Here is a 23,596-nt window from a genome sequence, read left to right as displayed (position 1 = left end):
GAATTCATAAGCTTTGCGTTAAGATAATGTCACGCCGGTACCCCCATTGTTTCCAAAACCTTAAGTGAAAACCGGCTTTTTTAACACGGCAATATGGAGTACCTTAGCGTTTTGATACTTATCGGTATGGCAGGAAACTCTTTTGGCACCCTATTTAAGCTTATGACGTACGGCGAATCACACGGTCGCGCCATTGGCGGGGTCTTGGATGGATGTCCGGCGGGACTGGAACTCGATATCGATGCCATTCAAGCGGAACTCGACCGAAGAAAGCCAGGGCAATCCGCCATTGTAACCCAGCGGAAGGAACCCGATACCGTCGAGATCTATTCGGGGGTATTCGAAGGGAAGACTACCGGCACCCCGATCGGTTTCGCAATCCACAATACCAATCAAAAGTCTAAGGACTATTCCCATATCAAGGATTCGTACCGCCCGTCACATGCCGATTACGTTTATGATAAAAAATACGGTTTTCGCGATTATCGCGGCGGTGGGCGTAGTTCGGCCCGCGAAACCGCCAGTAGGGTAGTGGCAGGGGCCATTGCGAAGCAATTGCTGTCCGATATCAAGATCAACGCCTTTGTCAGCCAGGTCGGGACCATGAAACTGGAAACGCCATACGCCGAACTCGATTTTTCGAAAACGGAATCCAATCCGGTGCGATGCCCAGACCCCGAAATGGCCGCCCAAATGGAAGCCTATATCAAGACCATCAAAAAAGAAGGCGATACCATCGGTGGGGTTATCAGCTGTGTGGTCCAAAACGTACCCGTCGGTTTAGGCGAGCCCGTTTTTGATAAGCTACACGCTGAATTGGGCAAGGCCATGTTGTCGATCAATGCCGTGAAAGGGTTTGAATACGGCAGCGGGTTTGCCGGTGTCGAAATGAAGGGCAGCGCGCACAATGATGCCTTCAATACCGACGGAACCACCAAGACCAACCGCAGTGGCGGAGTGCAAGGGGGGATCAGCAACGGTATGGATATTTACTTCAAGGTCGCTTTCAAACCCGTGGCTACCGTGCTCCAAGGCTATGAAACCATCGATAAGGAAGGCAAGCCGGTGACTACCCAGGGAAAAGGCCGTCACGATCCCTGCGTCGTACCCAGGGCCGTGCCCATCGTAGAGGCCATGACCGCCTTGGTACTGGCCGATTATTGGCTATTGGCCCGTTCGAACAAAATCTAAGCTTCGGCTTTTTTTATCACTCCAAAATAGTATCTTACTGCATAAATTATCAGTATGCGTAAGTTGGAACTGCACTGGAAGATCCTGATCGGGATGCTTCTTGGTATTCTTTTCGGTTTTGCCATGACGGGCGTGGATTGGGGCAAGGATTTGGTCTCCGATTGGATCCAGCCCTTGGGAACCGTTTTTGTGAAGTTATTGAAGTTGATCGCGATTCCCTTGATCATCGCTTCCTTGGTCAAAGGGATTTCTGACCTCAAGGACATTTCGAAGTTCCGGAATATCGGATTACGCACCATAGGTATTTACATCATGACGACCGTAGTGGCCATCACGATCGGACTCTTGCTCGTGAACGTATTGCAGCCCGGAAATGGGATTTCCAATGAGACGGTTGCCAAACTGACCGAGACCTATGCCGAATCAGAAGGGGTGCAGTCAAAGATGAGCGAGGCCATGAACCAAAAAGAAAGCGGTCCGCTGCAGTTTTTGGTCGATATGGTACCGGATAACGCCCTGGCCGCTATGAGCAACAACGGACTGATGCTGCAGGTCATCTTCTTTACCATTTTCTTGGGCATTTCCATGTTATTGATAGGCGAAAAACGCGCCAAACCCTTAAAAGACTTTTTCGATTCGTTAAATGATGTAGTGTTGAAAATGGTCGACCTGATCATGCTCAGTGCCCCGTATGCGGTCTTCGCCCTTTTGGCCAGCGTTGTGGTCTCTTCGAGCGACCCGGACCTGTTGTTGGCCCTCTTGAAGTATGCGGGCGTGGTCGTTGGCGGATTGTTGTTGATGATCGTGTTCTACACTATAGTCGTTTCGAGTTTTACCAAAAAGAACCCTTTTTGGTTTTTAAAGGAAATCAGTCCGGCCCAATTGCTGGCCTTTTCCACCAGTTCGAGCGCCGCGACCCTGCCTGTGACCATGGAGCGGGTCGAAGAGCACATCGGGGTAGATAAAGAAGTTTCGAGTTTCGTTTTGCCCGTAGGGGCTACCATCAATATGGACGGTACCAGCCTTTATCAGGGAGTGGCAGCCGTGTTTATTTCCCAGGCCTTGGGCTTCGACCTGAGCTTTGGGGATCAGCTGACCATTGTTTTGACAGCCTTGTTGGCCTCTATCGGTTCCGCGGCCGTTCCGGGTGCCGGTATGGTCATGTTGGTCATTGTTCTGGAAGCCATCGGTTTCCCGGCTGATAAATTGGCCATCGGACTGGCCTTGATTTTTGCCGTAGATCGCCCGCTGGATATGTGTCGTACCGTAGTCAACGTGACTGGCGATGCCACGGTGTCGATGATGGTGGCTAAATCCGTTGGTAAACTCGGTAAGCCCAAAGTCAAGGATTGGGACGACCACTATGATGACGTAAAATAACCCATCAATACCGATCAAATTATGAACATCTGTTTTTTAATGTATCCTTGGGAGGAAATCGACCCGGAGAACGACACCAGTTTGGCCTTGATCCACGAATGTGTCAAGCGAAACCACGGGGTGGCCCTGTGTACCCCGGCCAATTTGACCATTCGAAACAGCGTGACCAGTGCCTTTTGTACGGTGGTCGGTCGCATGGATAAGGTGCCTTCGAATCTGAAGACCTTTTACAAGCAAGCCAATATCAGGGAGGAAATGCTGCCCTTGGCAGGCTTTGATGTCATTTTTATGCGGGCCAATCCGCCTTTGGATCCTTTGATGTTGAATTTTCTGGATTCGGTCAAAGACGATGTCTTTATCATGAATTCCTTACAGGGACTTCGGGAAGCGAACAACAAATTGTATACGGCCGCATTCGGTGATAGCCATAGCAACATCATACCGGTCACCCATGTATCGAAGAATAAACGATACCTGGTACAACAGATCAAGGAATCCCCAGCCGAAAAGATGATCTTAAAGCCTTTGAACGGCTTTGGGGGCTCAGGGGTGATCCTGATCGAGAAATCTGCGATGAGCAACATCAAATCCCTCTTGGATTTTTATGTAACCAACTCAGATGGAACCTCTAATTATGTCATACTTCAAGAATACATTGAAGGTGCTGATCAAGGTGATGTACGTATCTTGATCTTGAATGGGGAACCCATCGGGGCCATGCGTCGTGTACCGGGTAGCGATGACCACCGCTCGAACGTTTCAGCGGGGGGATCGGTGGCCAAACACTCCATGTCAAAAGAAGAAAAAGCACTGTGCAAACAAATCGGCCCTAAGTTGGTCAAAGACGGTCTTTTCTTTGTCGGCATTGATGTGATCGGAGGCAAACTGGTCGAGGTCAACGTCATGTCACCTGGTGGCATTACCTATATGAACAAGGTTTACAAAACCAAGATCCAATGCCAGGTCATCGATTTTATCGAAAGCAAGGTCACGGCCAAACTCCAGGCCTTTGACCGTCGTTCACGCCTGCGTAAGGAAGTGGAAGATGCGTAGGCTATCGGTCGACGCCATCATCGGTTTGATCGAGGCGGGGGAATGCTTTGAAGCGGTTTCCGATGATTATGCCTTTACCCTTAAGGTCGAAAACTATGTGCCTTATGTATGTGGGGCCGTGCATAACGGCCACCAATTCAGAAGTTCACTCTGGGAAAATTGCCTGCATACCGAATACGAACGCTGGTATGAAGAAGATCCCTGCACAAAGCAGATGGTCGCTTCCCATCCCATTGTAATCGCGGGTTGTGACAGCCGTTTCGAATACGACTTGAACCGGCATCCCGATACGGCCATCTATACCGATGCCTGGGGCAAGCAGTTGTGGCGTACCCCTTTGGATCACGAAGAGAAAACACATAGTCTGACCAAACATGCGCGTTTTTATCAAGTGGTCGACGCCTTGATGGGGAAGCTGGAGTCCTTGTTCCCAAAAGTGCTGGTCTTCGATATGCACAGTTACAATTGGAAACGGTGGGAACGGGAGGTGCCGGTCTGGAACTTGGGTACGGCGAACATTGACAACGACCGCTTTGGTGACTTGGCCAAGGCCTGGAGCCGCAAATTAGGGACCATGCAATTGCCGAATGGCATCGCTTCGACTTCCAAGATCAACGATACATTTCAGGGCAATGGGTATTTCCTGAAGCATATTACCCAAGGTTTTTCGAACACTTTGGTCTTGGCGACCGAGATTTCCAAAGTGTATTGTGATGAGCTGACCGGGGTGATTTATCCGGAGGTGGTCGATTCCGTTGCCAAACAATTGCAGGAATTGATACCTTTGCAGGCTAAGGAATTCGATGCGCATCCATGATCCAAGAACAAGAGAACAAAGCCTTACAAGAACAATACGCGGCCTTATTTGAAATCGATGCCAATTTGGATCGGCTGGTCAAACGCATTGAGTTGTTGACCTACGTCAATCCGTTGAACATCGAAAAGGAGAAGCACCGCTTTTTTGCTTCCAAATACAGCCTTGATCCCGAGTTCAAATATCCCAAGGTCAAATTCAACCCCTTCAAACTCCAACGCCTCTTCTTTGCCCAACGCCTTGAGCGTATTGAAGACGATGTCTTGCGCAAGATGTACCAAGATGTGATCAATTTCTATTCGAACATGATCCAGTGCATCGAAACTATTGGGAAGGCCAAACAGTTTTACTACAATTCGTTGAGTGTCTACGGCACCCCGACGGAGAAAGACGTTCAAAATGCCCAGTTCATTCTGCATTACCCCGACGAAGCCATGGGTAGTGATATGGACCATGTGTTCAGTCCATTTGAGGCACGGGACTATTTTGAGGATTTTGCCCGGCGTTACGATTTTCCCTTGAACATCCGTTTTTCGACCAATATTGCGGCAGAGGCCATGGTGAGCAACAGTTCGCAAACCTTGTTGATTAAAAAGAACACTAAATTCAGTAAGAACCAATTACTGACCTTGGCGAATCATGAAATCGGCATCCATCTGGTTACGACGTACAATGGCTTGCATCAACCTTTGAAGATCTTTAGCAATGGTTTGCCCAAGAACGTAGAGACCCAAGAAGGGCTCGCCGTCTTCAGCGAGTATATGGGCGGCGCCCTGACCTTAAAACGGTTAAAGGAATTGGCGTATCGCGTATTGGCCTCAGACAGTCTGATCAAAGGCTATGGTTTTGCGGATACCTTCGACCTCATCCACAACAAATACAAATTGAATCGGGAAGAAGCCTTTACCATTACCTTACGCGCCCACCGTGGGGGCGGTTTTACCAAAGACCGCCTGTATTTAAGCGGCCTGCGCAAGATCTATAAACGCTATCAACGTGAAGAATCCATGGATTGCCTGTTGATGGGGAAGGTGGCCCTTACCGATGAACCCAACATCAACTACTTGAAAAAATTGGGATTGGCGCAGCCCATTGCCCACAAGAGCCTTTCGTTTGAGCAAAAGCTGAACACCAACCCCACATTGGATTTCATCCTCAACAACCTAAAGTGAGATGAACCGCCCCCTGGGGTATTTGACCTGAAAGGAGAACTTTTCGGTACGCCGCTGTTGTGGTCCTAGATCCAATTCCCATTCCAACAACCCTTTTTTGGCATCGTAATCGGCATTTTCAGTGACGATCTCGCTGACCTTGATGTCTTTATGCTGTGATTTCGGGATGCGATCCAAAAGCTTCAGCTTTATGGCCACCCCTTTGTTGTTCTTGACCTCGAGGGTGTAGGTCCGCTCCAAGACCCGGTTGCTACCCGTAAAGGATTTACTCTTGAAGTTGCGGTCTTGGGCACGACTGACCGTGATGTTGGGGTCGATGCCCAATGACAATACCATGTCTTTTTGTGTGGTATAGGGATCCAAGACCGTTTTACCTGCATAAGTGCCTTCGAAGTAGATATTGGCTTCACCGGGCAACAGTTGGTGTCGTTCCCAGTTGGAAAAACGGGCGGTCAAGAAGACATTTTCATTGAGGATCGGGGCGGCGTAGTACGCGTAGGTGGCCGGCAATTCGAAAGTGCTGATGCGCACCGCCGTTATATCACCATCGGAGGCTATGGTATAGGTTTTTTTGATCCGGAATTCGGTCTTGGTCGCCCCTTCGATCGTGCTGCTGGGTTTGGTTTTGATGATGACGACACCATGGTTTCCCCGTGAACCGTAGAGTGCGGAAGCTTCGGTCTGGGTCAAGGTCCTAGTACTTTGGATTTCCTGGGGGTCAAGATCCCCTTCCATAAATCCAGTAACCGGAACACCATCGATGATATACAAGGGAGCCGGAGCTGTTTTGTATTTGTTCGAACCGGCACCCCGGATTTGGACGCCCGCGACCTTTCCGCTTACCCCAGTGACGGAGGTGACCGCATACCCCAAAGCTTTTTTTTCACGACGTGTACCCATTGCGGTTACGACGACTTCTTCCAAGGCTTGAAGATCCTCTTCCATGGATAGGTTCATGATCGAGGAATAGATCGGTTGGGACACGTTTTTTTGTCCGATAAAATGATATTCCAGTTCTTGGCCATAGGGAATATCCAAGCTATAGTGCCCGTCAAAATCGGTTTGGGTGCCCTTGTTCGTCCCCTTGATGATGACATTGACCCCAGGGAGGGCCAAACCTGTGGCATCGGTTATCGTGCCACTTACGGTTTTAACGGCCGGGTTGAAGGCATAGCGCTGTTTTTGTGTGGCTTGTCTTGATCGCCTTTGGTAGCGGCTGGTGAAATTCAGGAAGTGGGGTTCCAGCTTCGGTTTGTCGATGTTGTATTTGGGATTGCCGGTCGATAGCACCACGGCCACATCCTTCCAATCTTGACCGGTACGTTGGTACACATTGCCCTTGTAGATCAGTTCCAGTTCATCATTCAGTGCTTCGGACTTGATATCGTAATTGGGTACCCAGCCGGCCTCTCCCACCATGTATTTCAGGGTAATCGATAGGGTAACGGCCTTCGGGGCATCAAAAGTCACGGCCAATGTTCCGGTTTCTTGTTTCGGGCTTTGGTTGACCTCTTGGATTTGCCGTTGCAGTTGGATTACCGCTTCGTTCAGGCGTTTGATTTTTTCTTTGGTATCCAGGATTTCATTCCGGATTTGGGTGATGCGTTTTCGGTAATAGGCGCTGATCTGTTGCACTTTTTCAAGACTAAGGGCTTGGTTGTCGGTGCTCACTAGCCGGTTGGTGGTAATGACCTTTTCCTCTTCTTCAAGTCCGTGGATGCTATTGTTCAAACGGGCGATCTGAAGCGTTAAGGCATCGATCTGTAGCTGCCATTCCGAAACTTGTGGTGGTACAGTGCTGGGATTCAAATGGTCGAGGTCATAGGCCATGGCCAAGATGGAAACATTACCGAGTCCGGAAACTTGGATGCTGCTTTCATCGATGCGGTGCGATAAATCGGTAAAGCGGATTTCATTACGTCCGCCGACCAAGTTGATTTCGGCGGTTCGTATGATTTCGGCCCCGCTGAGGTATACGGTCACCGATTCGATTTTTGACGGGGTTTGCTTGGGGTTGGCACTGACCAAAAACGGCAGCAACAGCAGGTACAGGAACATCGTTTTCATAAGAAAGGCTTTTAGGATTTTAAGCGAACCTAGGGGATAGGCTGGGCGCAGAAAACCTAGATTTCGTAAAGAAGGCCTCCCGATGAGTGAAATTGTACTTTCACAAAGTTTTGATCGTTACCTTTAGGAAACCAATCCAATCCAAACCAATCCATGAGGTTCCCATCCATTGCCGCACTCTTGTTCATGTTGTTTGCCATCACCCTAAGTGCGCAAGAACCACCGGAATTCGGGGCCGTAGACAGCCACCGGCATTTTGTTGATGAACTGAACAAGGCCAAGGATGTGCATTTCGAGACCATTCTGGCGGCCTACGACGCGCATATTGCCAACAACCCAGGCGATATCGGCGCACTTGTCGAACGCTGTAAATTCATCGGCAATTCCTATTTTGATGAGTATGAGGGGTACAACCTCAAATACGATGAGACGGAGGCTTGCATCGATGCGCTCTATCAGACACATCCCAACCATCCCAGGGTTCTGATTTATGTGGCCGAAAATCGGTACGGCGAATCCCGATTGGAATTGTTGGAATCGGCCCGGACCCTGATCCGTGAAGATGATGCACAATGGTCACCCCGGCAAAAAGGGGAAGTATTCAAAATGCTTGGGGCCTACCATCAAGAAGACCAACCTAAAGCTTTGGCCTACTACCAATCCGCACAGCAAATCGATGCGGATTTGGATCTTTCCATACAAATTGCCGGGATTTTGCAGGAACAAGGGAAAACGGAACTGGCTAAAAAAGCCCTCTTGCCTTATTTGGAAAAGGATACGGTCGTCTGGAACATCAACCAAAAGGCCAACCTGCTGTTGAAACTCAACGAACCCGAAAAGGCCTTGGAGTTGTTCGATTGGGTACGGACAAAGGACTCTACCTATATCGACAATGCCGAAGTGGCGAAAGCACTGGCCGATCTCGGTAGTGTGGATGCCGCACGTGAAGCTTTGGTACGTGACACCTTGAACGAATGGGATCGCGTGGCTAGCAAGCAACGACTTTTTGCCCATGACCTGACGTATTCCAATGCGGAACAGGCCTTACAAACGTATAGAAACCTACAAGAGGAGCGAGCCTTCGATGATTTCTTCGGAATCAAACGGTTCCGTGTTTTCTTAAAAGATCCGTTTTTAGCCTGGACAGTCAAAGAAGCCTTTCATTTTGCCTTGTTGTACGTACTGATCATCATCTGTTTCATCATTCCCTACTTCTGGATCTTGCCCATATTCGGTTTGGGAAAGGTTTTACACAAAAGCGGCGTCCACTTTAAGCGGCGCCTCGATTTTAGCTGGACTATCGAACATTTTTGGTTGTTGAGTGCGGTCTATTTGTTGGCCCAGATCGCCACGATTTTTGCCTATGAATACGAACAGACTATGAACTATATGTTCGACCTGGTAGTGGTCTATGGGGAGGAAGTCCTCGAAACGGAGGTATTGGCCGGTGAGATGATCTTGTTCGTGCTCTTTATGGCCCTAGGCACGCTCTTTGTTTTGAACAAAGCCCGTCTAAAGCAGGTCTTCGGGGGCGAATTGGGTTGGGGGCGGATCATCGGCTTGGCCGTGGTTTTCGTCATTTTCAATCGGATTTTACTAAAGATCATCGGACTGTTCGTGGAAGTGGAAGGCCCGTCCTTCGATTTGAATTTCATTTTGGGCGCCGAACAAGAGATTTTGGCCGTGATGTCACAACACGGCTTTTTGGTGACCGCTTTGATGGCAGCCGTCATCGTACCCATTTATGAAGAGATCATCTTCAGGGGGGTGATCTTGGGTTCGGTCGAGAAGTATATTGGGTTCAAGGCGGCCAATGTGTTTCAGGCGGTCTTGTTCGCCTTGGTGCATGATGACTTGAGCTTGTTCCTGTTTTTCTTCGTCTTTGCCTTGATCGTGGGCTATTATACCAAGAAAAGCCATGGGCTCTTGGCCGGTATCGTCCTCCATGGGCTGCACAACTTCACCGTACTCTTGGGCTTGTATTACCTGTCGCAGCTGCACTTTGGGGGCTGATCGACTCATTTTCTTTGACCGTTTCTGAAAACGGAATGGGTTGATTTTGTGGTCAGTGGTACAGGATTGGTAGGCAGTGGTACAAAAAGTGACGCCGAATCCATAGCGCGACCGTACCTTTCTGTTGAAAACCCACCATCATGTATAAATCCGTTCTCATTGTTTCCCTAGTGTTTTTGATCCCCTTGCTCGGTTTAGGCCAGGAGGGAAGTGTTTGGTATGCCTACAGTTTACAGGGAGACAAACAACGGATCACGGAAACCAAGGACCTGATTTTGTACGAACAAGTTCGGGAAGCAGAAAGTCCCTATCCCGCCCGAATCGACACCGTCGCTATCGGGAAACGCTTGAATGATTCCACTTACATCGTCACCCGGCGTCGCGGCAAGGATGCGTATGCCTTGATGGCCACTTCGATGAGGGATGGAGGTCAAATCAAAGCAATAGGTGTTTATTATCCTGCTGATAGCATGGAGGCCGTGGAAACCGCCTATGTCGAAAACGGATTGCCAGAATGGCATACCCTGACCTTGAATTGGGTATTCTCCGAAGCCGGGGCCCAACGTTTGGAAGGCTTGCCGGGCTATGATGAAGTCACTCGAGAAGCCTTGTTGGAGGCGTTATCGATCCGTGAGGAAATCAGTCCCGCCCTAAAGGCCTACGCCCAGGCCCATCCGGATACGAAACCCTTCCGGATGTATCGCTTCGTGGAGGTCAAAGGCCAGCAGAAGTTTATCGAATTGGGGTACAATCCGTACAAACCCGTACCCTACAACTTCGAAAAACAATTTGCAGGTGACGACGAGGTCATCAAGGCGCTCACCCAGCCGGTTTCTTTTGATTAATCCAAAAATTTAGCCTGTAGCTCGGGGGTCGGGATCATGCATTGGTCTTTGCGACCGAACCACCGGTAGCGGTTTCTGGCGATGAAATCGTAGACCACATCCCGAATGGAACTCGGGATAAAGGAAAAAATGCGAAGTGCAGACCACCCACCGCTAAGGTGTTTGGCGATTTCAAGGGCGGCATCCGACTTGACGAAATACGCCACCCCTTCTTCGACCAAAATGATCGAATCCGTTTTGGAGGTGTCGATACCCCGCTCTGCGATCATTCGTTGGCCGATCTCGCTTTGTAGGGCCGCATACCGAAAAACATCCTTCTTGTCGCGTTTGATCACGAATTGGATGGCGCCGTTGCACAGATTGCATACCCCGTCAAAGAGAATGATTTTTTCTTGCTTTTCCACAGTACAAAAATACGCAAAGGACCATCAAAACCCTAAAGTATTGAGGGTGACCAGGTGTCAATTTCTACTTAGTGGTCTTATCGATGAAGGCATCGACATCTTTTTTGAATTGCTTTATGGAGGGGAAATGGGTATACCGCTTCATGATGTTCTTTTTCGTAGTTTTAAGGATAACCAAAAACTATAGAATGAAACATTCAAAATTCAAGCATTTCCTATTTCTTTTGGCAATAGGAGCGATGTCGATCTCTTTTACGGCATGCGCCTCGGAATCAGACCAAGATCTGTATGACCAATCGGCCGATGGCGGCGATGACGATGAGGATCAAGGCAATTGGGTGCAATTTTAAAGTGTATTCAAAAATCCGACCAGATCGATGTCCTTACCCAAGTCCAATTTCTTTTTGAGCCGGTACTTTGATTTCAAAATACTATCGGGCAAGACGTTCATCGTGGCCGCGATTTCCTTCGTGGTCAGGTTCATCCGTAAAAAGGCCGCCAATCGGATTTCTTTTTCCGAAATATCGGCATAGAGGGTTTTCAACTTTTGGTCGAAGTCGTTGTGCACCTCTGAAAAATAGGTTTTAAAGGTCTCCCAATCCTTGTCGGAGGCCTTTTCCTTTTTGAGCAGCATCACAATGCGGCGAAACTCCATCTTAAACTTGTCCGGGGAGCTTTTGAGGTTCTCCAAATTCTCTTTGAGCTCGTCCAAAAAGGTGTTTTTCTGCACCAAATGCAGCGTCTGGCTGGCCAGTTCCTTTTTCTTGTGAGCGATTTCCTGTTTGTAAATCGCTTCCTGCTTTTCGCGGGCGATACGGTTCTTTTTGATGCGTTGACGGTACCCGAAAACGGAGAGTCCAAAAAGGGCCAGGGCAGAGGCCATACCTCCCATATACAGGCCCTTGCGAAGGTTGCTGATTTCAACCTCTTGGTTCAGCGTTTGTATTTCCTTTTCTTGTAAGACGAGCGCGGCTTCCTTTTTTTCGGTCTCATACATGATTTGCAACTCTCGAAAACGATTCCCATTTTCAATATTAAAGATGCTGTCATTCATCCCTTTGTAATTTTGATAAGAAGCTAGAGCAGCTACCGGTTTGCCAAGTTTTGACTTAAGGGTGGATTGCAAACGAAAGGCCTTGCTTTTCAAGCTGAAACCAATTTCACTTCCCATGTTGCGTAGTATTTTTTCAAGCAATTCATCCGCTTTGGCAGTTTGCCCTCGTTCTACATAAATCCCAGCCAAACCCAGCCTTGCTTGAAATCCATGATTTCTGTTTCCCGTTGAATCCGAAATCGTTTGGGATTTCAGAAAGTTATTCTCGGCATCCGCGAATTTGCCCTGATGCTGGTACAACCCACCTTGTATCAAATAGGCAAGCGATTCATAAATAGGCCCCTTTATCTTCTTCGCAATCGAAATACTTTCCATCAAAAGCGAATCTGCTTCCAGCTGTTTTTCAGGCCTTTTAAACAATAGGGCTGCCAGGTTCGTCATGGTTAGGCATTGGTAATGCTTGTCATTTTTCCTTTTATAAAGTTCCATCGCGCTTCTAAAATAGGGCTCCGCTGATGTGCTGTCTTTCATCTTTAGATACGATTGCGCAATCAATGAATTGGCATCACTCCACCGAAGGGAGTCTTTTACGGATTCAAATATTTTTGCAGCCGAAATTGCGTTTTCCAATGCCAGTTGGTGATAGCCTTGACTGCCGCGTATAACACCTAGGGTATGATACACACTCCCCAACCCAGCACGATCATTTATAGCTCCAAAATTACTCTTGGCCTTTTCAGAAAAATATAGCGCGCTATCCATCATGCCCAGTTTTTCGTAATTCTGGGAAATATTCAATTCCATCGCCGCCGTGGTTGCGGTTTTTCCTTGTTGTTGGCTTAACTGCAGTGTTTTCTTGTAAAATGACGTTGATTTGGACAGGTCATCATAATAGAAATAGGCAATGCCTTTACGTTGATAGCCCGTAGCAAGAATCGAGTTGTTATTCAAGTCTTTTCCCAAAACAATAATTGAATCACTAATGGTGAGGGCCTGATCTACATCATTATTGATATGTGCTCTCCAAAGGTCAACTAGAATGGAAGTTCTTGAAGAATCTCTGGGGATAGCTTGCAAAAGGTTTGAAAGACTATCTATTTTCTGACGGTTGGAGCCATACTGTGCATTAAGCGACACATAAAAAGTGAGAAAAAATAGAAGGCTATAAAGTTTCATAGGGTATTTAAAAAAGTAGTTAGGTCTGTTTCTTTATCCAAACCCAGTTTCTTTTTGAGCCGGTACTTTGATTTCAAAATGCTATCGGGCAAAACGTTTAAGGTGGCCGCAATCTCTTTGGTGGTCAAGTTCATGCGTAAAAAGGCCGCCAAACGGATTTCCTTCTCCGAAATATCGGCATAGAGGGTTTTCAACTTTTGATCAAAGTCGTTGTGCACCTCTGAAAAGTAGGTTTTGAAGGTCTCCCAATCCTTGTCGGAAGCTTTTTCCTTTTTCAGTAACATTACAATGCGGCGGAACTCCATTTTAAACTTATCGGGCGAGTTTTTGAGGTTTTCCAAATTCTCCTTGAGTTCGTCTAAAAAGGTGTTTTTCTGCACCAAATGTAAGGTCTGGCTCGCCAGTTCCTTTTTCTTGTGTGCGATTTCTTGTCTATAGATTTCTTCCTGTTTTTCACGGGCGATACGGTTCTTTTTCATCCGCTGACGAAACCCGAAGACAAGCAGTCCTGATAAGGCTAGGGCAGAGCCCATACCTCCAGCGTATAATCCTTTTTGCAGGTTATCGGCCCGGGACTTTTCATTCAAGGTGTTGATTTCCTCTTCCTGTAACGCGATTTCAGCTTCTTTTTGTTCTGTCTGGTGGATAATTCTTAGTTCATCGATTTTTTGGGCATTGGTCTTCTTGGAAGTCGAATCTTCCAATATTTTAAAGGTTTCAAAATGTTCGTAAGCCGCTTGAAACCTGCCTTGTTCCTTGTAAATTTCCATCTTGATTTTATAAGCGGACAATAAGTACTCTTTCTCATTCGGAAATTCACGGATAATTTCGTCCAACAAGGCTAAACTCTTTTCTTTGGCATTGATGTTTTTAAGATATTTTGCCCTTCGCATCTTAAAATAAGATGCCATACGATGGATATTCAGTTCTTTTGATGTCGCAATTCCCTCATCTATTAATTTTTTCGCCTTTTGGTTCTCGTTAAGCTCTAGATAAGTATCGCTTAGGTGCGCAATACTCACTAAGTAAATAGTGGTATAACCAAATTTTTGTGAGATTTCCATGCTCTTTAAAAAATAGGTTTCCGCTTCCCTAAATTGTTTTTTGAATTTGTAAGAGATTCCTAGGATATTCAACATCATTGCTTGGTATTCAATATCCTCAAATCGCTCATAGATCTTCAATGCCTTGTTGCTATTCGCTATAGCACTATCAAAATTTTCTAGCGAGTTTTCAATAACCGCTATTTTTTGGAAAACATCAGCTATACGGATACTATCTCCAAATTTTTCATAAACCTCCAGACTCTTCATCACACTTTTGAGGGACAATTCATAAAACCCCTTGTCCGTGTATATGGAACTCTCCGTTTCATACGACATGGCTAAACCCAAGGTGTCTTGAATTTTCTGGTTGAACTCGATGTTTTTTTCATTAAGAGCCATTGCCTTTTCATAATTACCTCTATCTATTTCCATGATTACCCAACTATGCCTGGAAATGGATTCCTGACTTAAGTTTTTTGTTTCAATGGCAAGGTCCAAGGTTTTTTCAATGTAATATTGGGCGGAGTCATATTGACTTAGCCGAGTATAAATGGTTGAGAAATGATTCAAGGCTTTCAGACGTGCTTGATCATTGTTTGCATCTTTCGAAAGCTGCAATTGGATTTGGGCAAAACTCTTTGCTTTGTCGATATCACGATACATATAATAGGAGGTAATCCTATTACTCGCCCGAAGTTTTATACTATCATTGTTTGTTGTTTGATATACATGTAAAAGGCTGTCTATTTTAGTACTGTTTTGCCCAACTAGTTCGATTGCCGAGAGCATAAGGAGTATGGTTAGTTTTTTCATAATGTGTTCAGATATGAGGTTAAATCGGTTTCTTTGTCCAGGCCCAATTTCTTTTTGAGCCGGTACTTTGATTTCAAAATGCTATCGGGCAAAACGTTTAAGGTGGCCGCGATTTCTTTGGTGGTCAAGTTCATTCGTAAAAAGGCCGCCAGGCGGATTTCCTTCTCCGAAATATCGGCATAGAGCGTCTTCAACTTTTGATCAAAGTCGTTGTGCACCTCTGAAAAGTAGGTTTTGAAGGTCTCCCAATCCTTGTCGGAGGCCTTTTCCTTTTTCAGCAACATCACAATGCGGCGGAACTCCATTTTAAACTTATCGGGCGAGTTTTTGAGGTTTTCCAAATTCTCCTTGAGTTCGTCTAAAAAGGTGTTTTTCTGCACCAAATGTAAGGTCTGGCTCGCCAGTTCCTTTTTCTTGTGTGCGATTTCTTGTCTATAGATTTCTTCCTGTTTTTCACGGGCGATACGGTTCTTTTTCATCCGCTGACGAAACCCGAAGACAAGCAGTCCCGATAAGGCTAGGGCAGAGCCCATACCTCCAGCGTATAATCCTTTTTGCAGGTTATCGGCCCGGGACTTTTCATTTAAAGTGTTGATCTCTTCTTGCTGTATTGCGATTTCAGCTTCCTTTCGTTCCGTCTCATAAACGACTTGCAATTTGTTCATCTGTTTGGCCTTTTCCATTGTAAAGGCGCTATCATTGATTTTTTGGGAGCGTTTTAAGTCCACCAATGATTTCCTTAGGTCCCCTTGCTTTTCATAGTTAAGGCTTCGAATGGCCAAAGCCTCTTTCAGTTTTTTCAGGAGCTTTAAGGAATCCGCTTTATGGACCGAAGCATTTAGGTATTCAAGCCCTTGAGTCCATTCATTGTTCAGGGTATGGGTGTGGCCCAGATCCAATAAAAAAGCGATTTGGTTGATTTCGGAAACATCCGTCAAATCTTGGTTTAAGCATTTGTTATAATAGGAAATGGCCGTTTCGTATTCTTTTTTTTCCAAAAAAGCAGCTCCAAGTTCGTAGTAAGCGTAAACAACCTGGGTGGGAAAACCATGGGTTTCAGCGATTTCAAGGCACCTATTGTGAAATTCGATCGCCTTGTCGTAGTCTTTTTTCAGTTTATGGACGTTGCCTATATCCATAAGGGTCGTGGCCTGATACAAGTGATCGTCGGTTGCTATATAGGTAGCCATGGCAGCCTCGAAGGCTTCCAAGGCGGGATCGTGTTCTTTTTGCACCAACATTAGATTGCCGATATTTCGGTAGGTGTCTGCCTGGTGATAGGTTTGGGTCGGCAGCGTATCCATGGTAGAAATGGCCTTTTTGAAATATTCCATGGCCTTTGGGTAATTGCCCAGCTCATAATAATTGTAACCGATCACATTTAAGGCAGAACCGTATCTAAGGAAATCCTTGTACTGGAGTTGGTAGGTAGCCGCAGAGTCCATTAAGGAGATGGCTCTTTTATAATTCCCTTTGTGTTCCTCATAAGTGGCCAAGTTCCTTAGAATGGAAGTGATAAAGAAATCGTTGTCATAGGTATGGGATAGTTTTAAGGCTTTCCGGTCATATTCCGCCCCTAGGTCCACTTGCCCGATTAGGGCATAATAATGTCCATAACAAATCGCGCTTCGGATAATACCGTATTCGGATTCGGCGGCTGTTGATAGCTCCGAACAGGTATCAAGATACTCCTTCGCCTTTTCCGGATCATCATATACGGTAACCTCATAGAGCCTAAACAGGGTTTTGATTTTCTTTTCAGTTTCAGTGGTCGACTCATAAACTTGTAAAAGGCTATCGATTTCTTCTTGGTTTTGGGCAAAAACGCTTTTGATAAAAAGGAATAGGAGCAAAGTGACAATGAATCGGAACTTCATGGAAGATGGATTTGAATTGTTAAGATACGGAATATGGAACAGTGATATTAAGCCCAATTGTTCATCATCAAACACCTTGTCCTTGATTCGTCCATGAATATAATTCGTTCAGAGCTTATAAAATGTAATATAAAGGATTAAAAATCAATTACTTAAATTTTTAATTCTAAACAACGGAAAAGCTGTTGTCCAGGGGTGTTCTTTCCCGAAAACCAAAGTCCTGTCCATACTTTGTCCATGCCGAAAATTAGGACTGGGCGTATTCGGCTTCTAGTTTTGGGGTGTTGAATCTAAAAAAACAGAATGATGAAATCAATGAACCAAAAACTTAGAATGTTGCCCGTACTCTTCTTGGGCATGACCCTGATGACTACTGTTTCTTGTAGTAAAGACGAAGATGAAACAGAACCGCCTGTTGTCGAAGTAGCGGACATCCGTTTTCGAGTGAACCTGACAAAAATCAAAGCCACCGATACCTCAGGGGAAGGTGATGCCAACAATGTGGAGCTTGAAATTTACGGTGATTTAACCACATCGTTGACCATTGGAACTACTGTTGACACCAGAGTACTATGGTCTACGGTTATGGATGAAGCCATTAGCGTAGGGCAAAACGACACCCAGTTGACCGGTGAGGCAACCTTTACCGTACCTGAGGATCAATTGAGCAATAGCAGTATTACCTGCGCTGGCGAATTGGACGAAAATGATGGAGGCGGTTTTTCGCAGTTCCAAGGTGACGAGTCAAGTACTTTTACCTTGGCTGCCATTACGGGTACCCAAGATGTTGAACTCACGTTTTCGGACACTCCCGGCCAAACATCAGTGGTGACTTACACCATAACGAGGCTTTAATGGTTGTATTAGCGGCTGGTGCTTTAAGTTGTAGATTCAACAACTTGGCATCGGTCGCTTTTCAACACGGCACGTGGGTCGAACCAGACCAGATGCGGTCCTCTCAAGTATAACCATTAAAGCAATACCGATGAAAACGAGCATACTTTTGCTTGCCTTGGTATGGATACAAGGGATGCAAAGCCAAGAATTACAACGCCAAATGTTGGCCTCGGCCGGAAACAGCCAAACGGTAACCTCAGCTGCCGGAACCTACTTCATCCAACAGAGTATCGGCCAACATAGCGTGATCGGAACCTTTCCGGTCGAAAACAACGAACTACGACAAGGGTATATCCAAGCCTTACCGGCCATCGTGTTGGGGGGTGACCCCAATGTCTTGGAAGTGGTGGTCTATCCGAATCCGTTTACCAACGGCGTCATTGTCAACCTCGAACAGCAGCTTGAGGAAGCGATCGCCATGGAACTTTTCGATATCAGCGGCCGCCTCATACGTACCGAAGATTTTGATGCCAGTACCCAACTGACCATACCCTTATTGGGGTTACCGCAAGGGTCCTATTTCCTTAGGCTCCGTTCAGGGACCCAGCAAACAGTGGCCCAATTGATCAAGCGATGAGCCGTTTATTGCTATTCGTCGCTTTGGTGGCTTTGTCACAAGGGCTTCGATCTCAACAGCTGTATGCCGAATGGGGGCAAGTGATCTCTAGTTTCGATTATGAAAATTCCGCCGGGGGCACCTTGGAAAACCTACAGTCCAATGGCGCTTCCTACCTGAACGCCGGCTATGCCTTTCAACTGCCGGGGGATAAGGTCAACATCCTGCTGGGTGCCGTTCTGAACACCTACGGGGCTGTGGCCAGTGATGCCCTATTGGATAATTACTTCGAGTGGAATGTCAGCTACGCCGGCCTACAAACCGGCATGGTCTACTATTTCAGCAGGTCGAAGGCCTTTGAATTCTACCTCAAGCCCACGGTTTCTTTGGAGTACCTGGTTCGGGGGACCCAGATTTTGAACAACCAGGTGTTCAATCTGTCGGGTGAAGATGAATTCGATGCCTTGCTATGGGTGCCGCGCTTGGGACTAGGGGTGCAATACCCCATTTCGAACAAAGCCGCACTTTATTTGAGCTACCACTACGGGCGGAGTTTCGCATTGGCCAACGCACGCCCTGAGGATAATGAAAAACTAAGTATCAACATGCACGCCGTCGGTTTGGGCATCGTCATCCAATTGCCCGGCTGTAATTGTGCCTTTAAATCGTTCTAATATGAAAAAGCAGTACTTTTTGATCGCATGCCTATGGGCGCTTCCCCTTCTGGGATGGACCCAGGTCGAGGGCATTACCTATCAAGCGGTCTTGGTCGATAACAATCCGGATGAGATACCCGGCGTAGATGTGCCTTCGAACAACATTCCCAACCAAGACCTTCGCATTCGATTTACTTTGATCGACACTTTCGGGAACATCGATTACCAAGAGACCCAAGATACCCGTACGGATGCCTATGGCACGATCAACCTGACCATCGGCCAAGGTCAACCCACCGGGCAAGGGCTCGCCAGCTTTGATTTGATCAATTGGGATGGGGCCAAAACCCTGGAGGTGGATATCGATTTACAAGCAGGAAGTAATTTCACGCCTTTCAGTAGACAGCCGTTGACCTATGTGCCTTATGTGCGCCACCGCAACCTGATCGCCGATGGCATTACCGACCTGAACAATGATTTGAATGTCAACAACCAACGCACGGCTTGGTTTACGGGCGATGTGATCGTAGACCAGAACACCCGTCTGAATCGGTTACGGGTTGAAGACGATGCCGAGTTTAGAGATCGGGTGATCATCGAGACTACCATGGAAAGCACGCTACAAGAGGATATCGATTCGTATCCGTTATTGGTCACGGGCAGTGCGCATGGGGTGGCCATTCAATTGAATCGGGACACTCCCACCAGGGAACATAACTTCATGTCGTTCTGGAATGCCCAAAACGAACCCATCGGCCGTATCGAAGGCTTTCAGGCCTTCAGCGACGTCAGTCAGAATTTCATTCTGGAGGTCTTGTTGGATAGCGAACCGTCCGAAGACGAAGCCAAAGATCAGGAAGATGATGATACGGCTCCCCCTGCCGATGCTCCGGGTGCCTTTGACATTTATTTGAACAACGACTATTCCTTAAACTTGCTTTTGGAATATATGGACCTGCTGGAAGCTTCGGCCACTTTCGGGACCAACCTCGCGGCTTGTATCGGGGGTGTGGCTGTTTTGGGGGACTGTGATGATGCGGCTTGGTCAGGTTTTTCCCTATTGATCCAAGGCTTTCAGATTTCGCTCACCATCGCCTACAACGAGATCAATCGCGGTACGGCCTTTGAATCGGGCGGTGCCGATTATGCCGAATGGCTGAAAAAATACGACCCAAAAGAGACCTTGACCTATGGAGAGGTCGTTGGGGTGCGGGCCGGTGAAATTTCCACCACCTTTTTGGATGCGGAACGCTTCATGGTCATCTCGCACAACCCGATCGTCACCGGGGCCATGCCGCTACAACATGAAGAACACCTGTACAAGCGCGTCGCTTTTATCGGGCAGGTTCCGGTAAAAGTATTGGGCACGGTCGATAAAGGCGATTACATCCTGCCATCGGGGAATGGCGATGGCATGGCCATTGCCGTGGCCCCCGACCAAATGCGGGTCAACGATTACCAACGCATCGTCGGGGTGGCCTGGGAAGCCTACCAGGGCCAAGAACCGTTCTCTTTCATCAATACCGCGGTAGGCATCAATGCGAACGATCTATCGCAAGAACTCGCGCGCATGCAGTCGACGATGAACCGCATGCAAGAAGCCTTGGCTGAAGTCAACCCTGCATTCCGCCCCGAGTACTTCGAGGTGGAAACCGTATCCGTAGCCCCCCAAAGCAAAACGACAACGGCCAGGCCCCTGAACGAACTGCTCGCCAAGCAATATGGTTTGGACCAAATCACCGATAACCGGGAAAAGATGCGGACGCTGCAGACCCTAATGCAGGAAAAAGACTTGGAAAATCCGCATTTCAAATTTGCCGATATGCCTTACCTCTCTGAAATAGTGTCGAATCCGTCCGAAGAGAACCTGGCGAAATACAACGCCTACTATGCACGGGCCATTCAAAAAATGCAAGCGATCATCGCTTCGAAATCAAGTAACTGAATCCAAAAAAAAATAGCATTCTAAAAACCAAAACAATGAGAAAACTACTGTATTTACCCGCACTTGTATTATTGCTAATTGCCACCTCCTGTTCGAAGGATGATGAAGGCACTGAAATCGATCCCAGCCTGGTCGGAAGCTGGAGTGGCACCTACTCCGGCGGTGACCGCGGAGTCTGGACCGTCAATGTGAGTTCGACCGGTAATGTGACCGGCACGGCCACGTCTTCCTTCACCTCCGATTCGGCCGATATCAGGGGTCGAGTGGCCGATAATGGCAGTCTTTCCGCAACCTTGGGCAATTCCGAAGACCGCGAATTCGTTGGGCAGTTGGAAGAAACCAATGAAGCAGCGGGTACCTGGGTCGACAACCGCAGGGGGCAGAACGGCACCTGGACGGGTGTGAAAAACTGATTCGTAGGGCAGGCTTATTTTTTTGGGCCGGCCTCGACCAATTCCAGCAAATCCACACTCACTTGGGTGGTAAACAAGCCGTAGTTCACTACGGCTTTTCCTTTTTCCAACACATCGATGCTACCGACGGCCTTCCCGTCGTGCATGCGCACCCGATCCCCGAGCTTGAACACCGGTCTGGGTTTCGCTTTTTCGGCTTGTACTGCCTTTTTCTTTTTGACCGCCTTTTCTTGGCGCACCTTGACGATCTTTTGTTCCAGCTCGTTCGCTGTTTGTTTCTTGACCGCTTTTTTGGCCTTGGCCTCCTTGGCCGAGCTTTTTTTGCGCTTGCTGTTCTCCGTCTCTACGATACGGAGCAATTCCGAGATCAAGGGTCGCTTTTTATTGTCAAGGAAATAGCGCTCCGCGGCATCGTTGACCTTGTTTCCCAAATGGATCATACGTTGGTTGTGGTCGTAGAGTTCCTGGTAGTTCTCCAACTTCGATTTGATCTTGGCGTTCAGCTTTTCTAGCCGGGCCGCTTCTTGCTTGGCCTTGGTCTCCTCGTCTTGCAGGCGCGACTCGGTCTGTGACATTTTCGACCGTTCTTTCTGCAACTTCGAAATGGTAGCATCGAAACGCACCTTGCCCCGGTCGATCTTCTTTTTGGCCTTATTGATCAGCGAATAGGGGATGCCGTTCTTTTGGGCCACTTCGAAGGTGAACGAACTGCCCGCTTCACCCAAGACGAGCTTGAAGGTCGGTTCCAAGGTACGGTTATCGAACTGCATGTTCGCATTGGTCATATGCGGCAATTCGTTGGCCAAGAGTTTGAGGTTCGCATAGTGGGTGGTGATGACTCCATAGGCTTCCCGTTCGTAAAACACTTCAAGAAAAGCCTCGGCTAGCGCCCCACCCAATTCGGGATCCGAACCTGTTCCGAATTCGTCGATCAAGAACAGGGTATTGCTGTTGCACCGCTTCAGAAACTGGTTCATGTTCTTCAAGCGATAGCTGTAGGTACTTAGGTGGTTCTCGATGGATTGGTTGTCACCGATATCGGTCAATATCTTATCGAAAAAACAAACGGAACTCCTTTCATGAACGGGAATTAGAAACCCCGATTGAAGCATTACTTGAAGTAATCCTATCGTTTTTAGGGTGATGCTTTTTCCTCCGGCATTGGGCCCTGAAATGACGATGATGCGGTTGCCTTTTTCCAAGGAAATGGTTTGCGGCCAGGTCTTTTGCTGCTGTTGCTTGTTTGCCAAAAACAAGAGCGGATGAAAGGCATCGCGCAAAAACAAGGTCTTATCGTCATTCAATTTGGGCAATGCGGCATCCATTTCGCTCGCGTATTTAGCCTTGGCCGCCGTGATATCGATATGGGTCAAGTAGTCTTGGTAGCCCGATAGTTGATGGGATTCGTGGCGGATAGAATCCGTCAGTTCCAAGAGGATTCGGCGAATTTCCTCTTTTTCCTCATATTCCAAATTGCTGAGTTCCGTGCTGAACTGCAAGGTAGCCTCGGGCACCACGTAGACGATGCTCCCGGTTTTCGAGGATCCCATGACCGTACCTTTGACCTTGCGGCGGTGCATGGCCTTTACGGCCAATACGCGGCGGTTCTCGACGATGGATTCTTTGATGTCGTCCAGAAAGTCGGCCGTTTGATAGCGTGAAAGGGCAGCCCCGAAACTCTGGTTGATTTTTGAGCGTACCGTATTGATCTGTAACCGGATCTGCTTCAATTCGATCGAGGCATCATCGCGGATCTCCCCGAACTTATCGATGACGCGGTTGATCGCGTCCGGTATCTGCTTATTTTCCTCCTGTATGTCTACCGTCGCAAAGAGCAGGGGATAGTATTCCTTGAATTTTTTGAAGAACTTTTTGTGGATGGACAGCGTGGTGCACAAATGACCGATCCTTCGGAATCCGGATACCTCGAGCGTGGTGTTCTCGATACCCAACAGCTTCAATTCCTTGGTGATGGCGTCGAATCCGTGGTTAGGGATGCGGTTCTCATTGGTGAAAGAGGCCAAATACTCCGAGGTCTGTCCCAAATGCGCCAGCAGCGCTTGCTTGTCGGTGAACGGGGCAAGCTCCAATGCAGCCGCCTTGCCCAGTTCCGTTGCACAGCGTAGGGCGAGTTGTTCCAACACGGTCGGGAACTCGAGATCTTCCAGGGTTTTTTTGTGGATGGCCTGCATAGTCTTTTTCAAGCAGCGCAAAGATACGCATT

19 protein-coding genes are annotated in these 23,596 nt (G+C 47.6%); 13 read left to right on the top strand and 6 right to left on the bottom strand.

The features are described from left to right. Positions 1–126 precede the first annotated feature (126 nt). The 5 genes from aroC to ABV409_RS08995 are packed head-to-tail and all read left to right on the top strand — an operon-like array spanning position 127 to position 5,610. Positions 127–1,191, top strand: a complete 1,065-nt coding sequence (aroC, locus tag ABV409_RS09015; RefSeq protein ID WP_353878160.1) for a chorismate synthase — start codon at positions 127–129, stop codon at positions 1,189–1,191. 54 nt (positions 1,192–1,245) lie between these two features. Continuing rightward, positions 1,246–2,571, top strand: a complete 1,326-nt coding sequence (locus ABV409_RS09010) for a dicarboxylate/amino acid:cation symporter (RefSeq protein ID WP_353877254.1) — start codon at positions 1,246–1,248, stop codon at positions 2,569–2,571. Between the two features lie 21 nt (positions 2,572–2,592). Further along, positions 2,593–3,624, top strand: a complete 1,032-nt coding sequence (gene gshB, locus ABV409_RS09005) for a glutathione synthase (RefSeq protein WP_353877253.1) — start codon at positions 2,593–2,595, stop codon at positions 3,622–3,624. Beyond that, positions 3,617–4,441: an N-formylglutamate amidohydrolase gene (locus tag ABV409_RS09000; RefSeq protein WP_353877252.1), complete on the top strand. Its 825-nt coding sequence runs from the start codon at positions 3,617–3,619 to the stop codon at positions 4,439–4,441. Before gshB ends, ABV409_RS09000 begins: the two co-directional genes overlap by 8 nt. Continuing rightward, complete coding sequence (locus ABV409_RS08995; protein WP_353877251.1) at positions 4,438–5,610, top strand: peptidase MATCAP family protein; 1,173 nt, start codon at positions 4,438–4,440, stop codon at positions 5,608–5,610. Before ABV409_RS09000 ends, ABV409_RS08995 begins: the two co-directional genes overlap by 4 nt. Here ABV409_RS08995 and ABV409_RS08990 read toward each other — a convergent pair. After that, positions 5,602–7,677 carry a mucoidy inhibitor MuiA family protein gene (locus ABV409_RS08990; RefSeq protein ID WP_353877250.1) on the bottom strand — a complete coding sequence of 692 codons (2,076 nt, stop codon included), beginning with the start codon at positions 7,675–7,677 and terminating at the stop codon, positions 5,602–5,604. The genes ABV409_RS08995 and ABV409_RS08990 overlap by 9 nt on opposite strands. A gap of 153 nt (positions 7,678–7,830) precedes the next feature. Here ABV409_RS08990 and ABV409_RS08985 point away from each other — a divergent pair, with 153 nt between their 5' ends. Then, positions 7,831–9,690, top strand: a complete 1,860-nt coding sequence (locus ABV409_RS08985; protein ID WP_353877249.1) for a CPBP family glutamic-type intramembrane protease — start codon at positions 7,831–7,833, stop codon at positions 9,688–9,690. 140 nt (positions 9,691–9,830) lie between these two features. Beyond that, positions 9,831–10,535 (top strand): hypothetical protein, encoded by a 705-nt coding sequence (locus tag ABV409_RS08980; protein ID WP_353877248.1) that lies wholly within the window; start codon positions 9,831–9,833, stop codon positions 10,533–10,535. Here ABV409_RS08980 and ABV409_RS08975 read toward each other — a convergent pair. Next, complete coding sequence (locus ABV409_RS08975) at positions 10,532–10,939, bottom strand: thiol-disulfide oxidoreductase DCC family protein (protein WP_353877247.1); 408 nt, start codon at positions 10,937–10,939, stop codon at positions 10,532–10,534. The two genes, ABV409_RS08980 and ABV409_RS08975, sit on opposite strands and share 4 nt — an antisense overlap. A 188-nt stretch (positions 10,940–11,127) precedes the next feature. Between ABV409_RS08975 and ABV409_RS08970 the strand changes: the two genes are divergently transcribed. After that, the gene (locus ABV409_RS08970; RefSeq protein ID WP_353877246.1) at positions 11,128–11,289 is read left to right on the top strand and encodes a hypothetical protein; all 162 of its coding nucleotides are present in this window, start codon (positions 11,128–11,130) and stop codon (positions 11,287–11,289) included. On the opposite strand, the gene ABV409_RS08965 is transcribed toward ABV409_RS08970, so the two are convergent. The 3 genes from ABV409_RS08965 to ABV409_RS08955 all read right to left on the bottom strand — a co-directional run bounded on the left by ABV409_RS08965 (position 11,286) and on the right by ABV409_RS08955 (position 16,905). Next, a complete protein-coding gene (locus ABV409_RS08965) occupies positions 11,286–12,956 on the bottom strand; it encodes a tetratricopeptide repeat protein (protein WP_353877245.1) in 1,671 nt (556 codons plus the stop codon). The genes ABV409_RS08970 and ABV409_RS08965 overlap by 4 nt on opposite strands. Before the next feature lie 209 nt (positions 12,957–13,165). Further along, entirely contained in the window at positions 13,166–14,647 is a 1,482-nt protein-coding gene (locus ABV409_RS08960; protein ID WP_353877244.1) for a tetratricopeptide repeat protein, read from the bottom strand. Between the two features lie 377 nt (positions 14,648–15,024). Further along, positions 15,025–16,905: a tetratricopeptide repeat protein gene (locus ABV409_RS08955; RefSeq protein ID WP_353877243.1), complete on the bottom strand. Its 1,881-nt coding sequence runs from the start codon at positions 16,903–16,905 to the stop codon at positions 15,025–15,027. 303 nt (positions 16,906–17,208) lie between these two features. Between ABV409_RS08955 and ABV409_RS08950 the strand changes: the two genes are divergently transcribed. The 5 genes from ABV409_RS08950 (at position 17,209) to ABV409_RS08930 (ending at position 21,372) form a co-directional block, all read left to right on the top strand. After that, positions 17,209–17,760 (top strand): hypothetical protein, encoded by a 552-nt coding sequence (locus ABV409_RS08950; protein ID WP_353877242.1) that lies wholly within the window; start codon positions 17,209–17,211, stop codon positions 17,758–17,760. 130 nt (positions 17,761–17,890) lie between these two features. Beyond that, positions 17,891–18,379: a T9SS type A sorting domain-containing protein gene (locus tag ABV409_RS08945; protein WP_353877241.1), complete on the top strand. Its 489-nt coding sequence runs from the start codon at positions 17,891–17,893 to the stop codon at positions 18,377–18,379. Next, positions 18,376–19,032, top strand: coding sequence for a hypothetical protein (locus tag ABV409_RS08940; RefSeq protein ID WP_353877240.1), 657 nt, complete (start codon positions 18,376–18,378; stop codon positions 19,030–19,032). The genes ABV409_RS08945 and ABV409_RS08940 overlap by 4 nt, the downstream gene beginning before the upstream one ends. A 1-nt stretch (position 19,033) precedes the next feature. Next, positions 19,034–20,959, top strand: coding sequence for a hypothetical protein (locus ABV409_RS08935; RefSeq protein ID WP_353877239.1), 1,926 nt, complete (start codon positions 19,034–19,036; stop codon positions 20,957–20,959). Between the two features lie 35 nt (positions 20,960–20,994). Continuing rightward, positions 20,995–21,372: a hypothetical protein gene (locus tag ABV409_RS08930; RefSeq protein ID WP_353877238.1), complete on the top strand. Its 378-nt coding sequence runs from the start codon at positions 20,995–20,997 to the stop codon at positions 21,370–21,372. A 14-nt stretch (positions 21,373–21,386) separates the two neighbouring features. Here ABV409_RS08930 and ABV409_RS08925 read toward each other — a convergent pair whose 3' ends face one another. After that, positions 21,387–23,564, bottom strand: a complete 2,178-nt coding sequence (locus ABV409_RS08925) for an endonuclease MutS2 (RefSeq protein ID WP_353878159.1) — start codon at positions 23,562–23,564, stop codon at positions 21,387–21,389. Positions 23,565–23,596 lie beyond the last annotated feature (32 nt).

Origin of the sequence: Flagellimonas algarum, assembly GCF_040513375.1 — a bacterium.
Taxonomy (GTDB): Bacteria; Bacteroidota; Bacteroidia; order Flavobacteriales; family Flavobacteriaceae; genus Flagellimonas_B; species Flagellimonas_B algarum.
This window is presented reverse-complemented; position numbering and strand designations above follow the sequence as displayed.

Coding starts and splice junctions, on each gene's coding strand:
- ABV409_RS09000 (WP_353877252.1), top strand. CDS start 3,617: ATGCGTAGGCTATCGGTCGACGCCATCATCGGTTTGATCGAGGCGGGG.
- ABV409_RS08930 (WP_353877238.1), top strand. CDS start 20,995: ATGAGAAAACTACTGTATTTACCCGCACTTGTATTATTGCTAATTGCC.
- ABV409_RS08955 (WP_353877243.1), bottom strand. CDS start 16,905: ATGAAGTTCCGATTCATTGTCACTTTGCTCCTATTCCTTTTTATCAAA.
- ABV409_RS08935 (WP_353877239.1), top strand. CDS start 19,034: ATGAAAAAGCAGTACTTTTTGATCGCATGCCTATGGGCGCTTCCCCTT.
- ABV409_RS08945 (WP_353877241.1), top strand. CDS start 17,891: ATGAAAACGAGCATACTTTTGCTTGCCTTGGTATGGATACAAGGGATG.
- ABV409_RS09010 (WP_353877254.1), top strand. CDS start 1,246: ATGCGTAAGTTGGAACTGCACTGGAAGATCCTGATCGGGATGCTTCTT.
- ABV409_RS08985 (WP_353877249.1), top strand. CDS start 7,831: ATGAGGTTCCCATCCATTGCCGCACTCTTGTTCATGTTGTTTGCCATC.
- ABV409_RS08950 (WP_353877242.1), top strand. CDS start 17,209: ATGATGAAATCAATGAACCAAAAACTTAGAATGTTGCCCGTACTCTTC.
- aroC (WP_353878160.1), top strand. CDS start 127: ATGGCAGGAAACTCTTTTGGCACCCTATTTAAGCTTATGACGTACGGC.
- ABV409_RS08925 (WP_353878159.1), bottom strand. CDS start 23,564: ATGCAGGCCATCCACAAAAAAACCCTGGAAGATCTCGAGTTCCCGACC.
- ABV409_RS08960 (WP_353877244.1), bottom strand. CDS start 14,647: ATGGAAATAGATAGAGGTAATTATGAAAAGGCAATGGCTCTTAATGAA.
- ABV409_RS08995 (WP_353877251.1), top strand. CDS start 4,438: ATGATCCAAGAACAAGAGAACAAAGCCTTACAAGAACAATACGCGGCC.
- ABV409_RS08990 (WP_353877250.1), bottom strand. CDS start 7,677: ATGAAAACGATGTTCCTGTACCTGCTGTTGCTGCCGTTTTTGGTCAGT.
- gshB (WP_353877253.1), top strand. CDS start 2,593: ATGAACATCTGTTTTTTAATGTATCCTTGGGAGGAAATCGACCCGGAG.
- ABV409_RS08940 (WP_353877240.1), top strand. CDS start 18,376: ATGAGCCGTTTATTGCTATTCGTCGCTTTGGTGGCTTTGTCACAAGGG.
- ABV409_RS08970 (WP_353877246.1), top strand. CDS start 11,128: ATGAAACATTCAAAATTCAAGCATTTCCTATTTCTTTTGGCAATAGGA.
- ABV409_RS08980 (WP_353877248.1), top strand. CDS start 9,831: ATGTATAAATCCGTTCTCATTGTTTCCCTAGTGTTTTTGATCCCCTTG.